The organism is Tabrizicola sp. (assembly GCF_031377265.1).
In the GTDB taxonomy this organism is placed as follows: Bacteria; Pseudomonadota; Alphaproteobacteria; order Rhodobacterales; family Rhodobacteraceae; genus JAUYQR01.
In genome coordinates this window covers 1-3,835 of sequence record NZ_JANMET010000317.1, presented here as the reverse complement: position 1 = coordinate 3,835, position 3,835 = coordinate 1, and the positions used below count along the sequence as shown (strand labels likewise).

The following is a 3,835-nucleotide window of genomic DNA, read 5'->3' as shown; positions in this document are numbered from 1 at the left end:
CGGCAAGACCACGATCATCCGGGATGTGAGCCTCGAGGTGAAGCGCGGCGAGGTGGTGGCGCTTCTGGGTCGCAACGGGGTTGGCAAGTCCACCCTGATGCGGTTCGCCAGCGGCAGCATACCGCCCATGGCCGGGCATGTGAAAATTGATGGCAAGGTGGCACCAGCCGCGCCCGAAAGGCGCGCGCGGCTTGGCCTTGGCTATGTGCCACAGGGCCGTTTCGTGTTTCCACGCATGACCGTGGCGGAAAACATCGCGGTGGCCGCGGCGGCAACAGGACATGACCACAAGGCAGCCGTCACCGAGGCGCTGACCGATTTCCCGATGCTGAAGCCCAAGCTGGACGATCTCGCAGGGGGGCTCTCGGGCGGACAGCAGCAGGTTCTGGCGCTGGCCCGGGCTCTGGCGACGCAGCCACGCATCCTGCTTCTCGATGAGCCGACAGAAGGCGTTCAGCCGTCGATCATCGACGAGATTGCGGGGATACTGAAGCGGATCAACGCAGAACGCGGCATTGCGATTCTTGTGGCCGAGCAGGACCTCGACTTCTGCCTTTCTATCGCCGGGCGGGCCTATGTGATGGAAAAGGGCCGTATCCGGATGGAGGTGGACCGCGACACCCTTCGGGCCGACAAGGCATTGCAGCAAGACTTGCTGGGGGTGTGATGATGCAACCTCACCCCCTGACACCCGAACAGGAAGCAATGATCAAGGCGATCCTGACCCGCATTCGGGGCGCGCTGGCAGGCGCGCCGACCCAACCAACACCCGAGCCTGCGCATCTTTTCCAACCCGTTTTCATGTTCGTTGCCGAGGTTCAAAATGCTTCGAAAGACTGAATGCATGGTCGACCAGATCGCGGCGCTTTGTGGTGGTGACACGACCGCACGTCTTCTGGCCGAGGCGGCGCTGAGCCGGGCGCAAGTGCTTGACGGACTGAATGCCTTCGTCGCCCTTGACGCTGTGAAAGTGCTGGCAGCCGCCGATGCCTCGGATGCAAGGCGCGCAGTCGGCACCACGCTCGGCCCGCTGGACGGTATTCCGATTGCGGTGAAGGACAACTACCTGACCCGGGACTATCCGACGACCGCCTGTTCCAATGCGTTGCCACTGGAACCCCCCGGCGTGGATGCAACCCTGGTTGCGCGCCTTCGCGAGGCTGGAGCGGTGATCTTCGGCAAGACCAACATGCACGAATGGGCTTACGGGGCCACCAACACGACGTCGAGTTTCGGCCCGACCTGCAACCCCCATAATCTGAGTCACATCACCGGTGGCAGCAGCGGCGGATCAGCTGCTTCTGTTGCAGGTGGAATCGTGACCGCCGCGCTTGGCAGCGATACGGGAGGGTCAATCCGCATTCCGGCATCAGCCTGCGGCATCTACGGCTTCAAGCCGACCTATGGCCGCGCCTCGCGCCATGGTGTCCTGCCGCTCAGCTGGTCGCTGGATGCGCCCGGCCCGCTCGCCGCCTCGCTCGATGACATCGCGGTCCTTCTGTCCTGCCTGCTGGGCGAGGACCCAGGCGATGCAGCAACCCGGGGCAGCCGCCCGTTTCAGCCCGTGGCGGCATTCTCGCGCACGGCGAGGCTGGTGAACCTGACCGGCCCCGGCCTTGAACGCAGCGACGAGGTGGACGCCGCCGTTACAGCCGCCCTGCAAAGCGCGCGAGGCTGCGCGGTTGAAACCCGCGAGCTTCCCGGCATGCGGCGTTTCTTCGGTGCATGGGAGACCATCCTGCACTGTGAGGCAACTGCCTATCACCAGCCGCGCCTTGCTGCACAGGCAGTCGGGTTTTCCGCGGTCACGCGCGCCCACCTTGAAGCAGGGCAATACCTGAGCGCTCAGGAACTCTTGCGCGCTCAGCAGGTCCGCGCCGAATTCTGTGCTCTGCTCGCGTCGGGCCTTGGGGATTGGGATGCACTCGTTCTGCCAACCCTCCCGGTCCCGGCTCCCGCAATAGACTCCGACTGGCAGGAGTTCGGCGGCCGACGAGTGTCAACACAGGACAGCATGACCTGGTTCTGCTGGCTGGGGAATCTGGCCGGACTGCCGGCTGTGACTTTGCCGTGCGGGCTGTCGTCCACAGGGCTGCCGATCGGAATCATGCTGATGGGGAGGCCGGGGCAAGACGAAACGCTTTTGCAGATCGCAAAACTCATTGATACTGCGGTAAGTCAGGCGGAGTAACATCTTTGGCGAAACAGCCCTTCAGCTTTGGCGTGCTGCTGTCGCAATCGGGCGTGATGGACGTGTCAGAGACAGCCCACCTTCGAGGCATCCTCGTGGCCTGCGAAGAGATCAACGCCCGGGGCGGCATCGACGGGCACCCCCTTTCCCCGATCATCGTCGATCCCAAGGGCGACGACCGGATGTTCGCCGAGCTGGCGACCGAGCTTTTGCTGCGGGAAAAGGTGAATGTGATCTTCGGATGTTGTCTGTCGTCCAGCCGCAAGGTCGTTCTACCGGTTGTCGAGCGATTCAACGGTGTGCTCTTCTACCCTTCGGTCTATGAAGGGTTCGAGTATTCTCCAAACGTCATCTATGGCGGCGCGGTGCCCAACCAGCTGGTCGTGCCGCTGCTGGAATACCTCTACACTCGTCATGGTCGCCGGATTGCCCTCGTCGGATCGGACACGCTCTATGCGCGCGAAATCAACCGGATCGTGAAGGAGTTCCTGGTCGAAAGCAGCGGCACCTGCGTCAGCGAGCAGTACCTGTCCCTGTCCTCAACACCCGAGGATTTCGCCCTTGCAACCCGCAAGGTTGCCAGTCTGAACCCCGATGCGATCCTGTCCACGGTTGTCGGGCAACACAGCATCGCCTTCTACGAGGCCTATGCCGAGGCCTGCCCTTCGCCCAAGCGCGCGCCCATCGCATCATTTACCACAACCGAGGCGGAACTGGCGCTGATGTCACCGGCCGCACGGGTCGGACATCTGGCTGTTTCCCCCTACTTCAGCAGCATCGACACGCCGGGAAATGCCGAGTTCACGGCACTTTATCACCGTTTTCACAAGATGGGGTCACCCGGCGTTTACGCGCAGGTGGCCTATGCGCTGGTCCACTTCTACGCCAACGCGCTGCGGACGGCGGGGCGTGGGGATACCGACAGCCTTCTGGCGGCGCTGTCGGGTGCCGTCTTCAACGCGCCCGGCGGCGATCTGTGCATCGATGCCGAAACCAACCATGTCTCGGTCCGTCCGCTGATCGGGAAAGCGGATGCAGACGGGCAGTACGCGGTCGTCTGGCGCTCGCCCATGGTGATCCGTGCCGACCCCTACTTGATAGCCTATGACCGTTCGGTCGGCGCGATGCCCGGATGAGCGGAGCGGATCACTCAACAAGCACAAGCTTCATTCGGCGGTTGCGCCGGGCAAGGATCGTGATCCTTCATCCGGAGGATCAGGATCGCAAGGTTCTCTTCGACCAGTTGCGTCGGATCGGCTGTCAGACAGAATGTCTATGGCCACCGCCGAACAAGCTTGCCGAAGATTACGACATTGTTTTCTTCTTGCTCAGCGGGCTGGATGATGGCCATTCCGTTGCCTGGATGGCCGAGGGCAGCGAGGCCGCCCATATCGCCATCATCGCCTATGAAACGCCGGACATCCTGGAAGAGATCAGCCGACGGCATGTGCATGGCGTATTGTCCAAGCCGCTGCGCATCTTCGGGGTGTTGGCGGCAATCACGACGGCCCTCGGGATGGCGCGGCGTGAAGGCAGACTGAAGCAGAGGATCCGCACGCTGGACGACACCCTGCGCGCCCGTCGCCAGGTCGAGCAAGCGGTCCGCATCCTGTCGCGCGAACGCGGGATCTCGGAAGAAGAGGC

At 63.0% G+C, this 3,835-nt stretch carries 5 protein-coding genes; all 5 read left to right on the top strand.

The annotated features are described in order from the left end of the window. A partial coding sequence (locus RMO18_RS17260) for an ABC transporter ATP-binding protein (RefSeq protein ID WP_309667577.1) occupies positions 1 to 667 on the top strand: 667 nt, incomplete at its 5' end. After that, positions 667 to 840 carry a hypothetical protein gene (locus tag RMO18_RS17255; RefSeq protein ID WP_309667576.1) on the top strand — a complete coding sequence of 58 codons (174 nt, stop codon included), beginning with the start codon at positions 667 to 669 and terminating at the stop codon, positions 838 to 840. The genes RMO18_RS17260 and RMO18_RS17255, both read left to right, overlap by 1 nt. Further along, positions 824 to 2,191 (top strand): amidase, encoded by a 1,368-nt coding sequence (locus RMO18_RS17250; RefSeq protein WP_309667575.1) that lies wholly within the window; start codon positions 824 to 826, stop codon positions 2,189 to 2,191. The genes RMO18_RS17255 and RMO18_RS17250 overlap by 17 nt, the downstream gene beginning before the upstream one ends. Before the next feature lie 5 nt (positions 2,192 to 2,196). After that, entirely contained in the window at positions 2,197 to 3,327 is a 1,131-nt protein-coding gene (locus RMO18_RS17245; RefSeq protein WP_309667574.1) for a transporter substrate-binding domain-containing protein, read from the top strand. 59 nt (positions 3,328 to 3,386) lie between these two features. After that, positions 3,387 to 3,835, top strand: a 449-nt coding sequence (locus tag RMO18_RS17240) for an aliphatic amidase regulator (RefSeq protein WP_309667573.1), incomplete at its 3' end; no start/stop codon positions are given.